The sequence below is a fragment of the Terrabacter sp. 01T434 genome (assembly GCF_056398545.1).
Genome location: NZ_JBFTPP010000025.1, coordinates 1 through 975, shown reverse-complemented (window position 1 = coordinate 975; position 975 = coordinate 1). Strand labels below are relative to the sequence as shown.

The window sequence follows — 975 nt, the reverse complement described above, 5'->3', positions numbered from 1 at the left end:
TGCCGGGCGTAGGCCCACCCGTCGGCCAGGGTGCGGTGGAAGCGCTCGATCTTGCCGTTGGTCTGCGGCCGGTACGGCCGGGTTCGCTTGGGCGTGATGCCGAGCTCGGCGCAGGTGTCGCGCCACAGGAACGACCGGTAGGCCGACCCGTTGTCGGACAGCACCCGTTCGACGGTGACGCCGCGCAGCGTGAACCACGCGACCGCCCGGCGCAGGACGGCGGTGGCGGTGACCGCGGTCTCGTTGTCGTGGACCTCGGCGTAGCCGACCCGGGAGTAGTCATCGATGACGGTGTGCACGAACGCGTGACCCATCTTCGGGCCGTGATGGCTGTTCTTGCCCTTGTCCGGGGTCGCAGCCCGGTTCCGGTCTCCTTGCTGACGCCCGACGTAGCGCCAACCACCGCCATCGGGGATGTTGCCGAGCTTCTTGACGTCGACGTGGATCATCGACCCGGGGTGGGGGTGCTCGTAGCGGCGCACCGGCTCGCCGGTGGCCCGGTCGACATGGGCCAGCCGGTTGAGCCGGCACCGCACCAGAATCCGGTGGGCGGTCGAGGGCGCGATCCCGCAGCGGGCTGCCAGTTGGATCGGTCCCTCCCGCAGCCGCAGGCGCAGGCTGACCAGGCGCTTGGTCACCGGTGCCGGGGTCTTGGCCGGCATCGTGTGCGGGCGCGAGGAGTGGTCCTGCATGGATCGGTCGCCGGCGAGGTAGCGGTCCACCCACCGCTTCACCGTGGGCCAGGAGCACTGGAACCGGGCCGCGACCTCACTGATCGGGTAGCCGTCTTCGACGACGAGCTGGGCGACCTTGAGCCGGGCCCGGGGAGTCAGGGCTGCGTTAGCGTGGGACACGGGAGGACCTTCCTGTCGAGTGAACCTTCAGCAGTTCCACTCAACCGCGGGAGGGTCCTCCCTTCGCGTCACGTCACACCGTGTCGTCACACCGACTCGACCAACCTGTCCGGTCAGTACA

1 protein-coding gene is annotated in these 975 nt (G+C 69.5%); it reads right to left on the bottom strand.

Translation table 11 applies throughout. From position 1 onward, the window contains the following. Window positions 1-854: IS481 family transposase (locus tag AC1DIW_RS21815; protein ID WP_478110912.1), on the bottom strand; the 854-nt coding region annotated here is incomplete at its 3' end. Window positions 855-975: the final 121 nt, after the last annotated feature.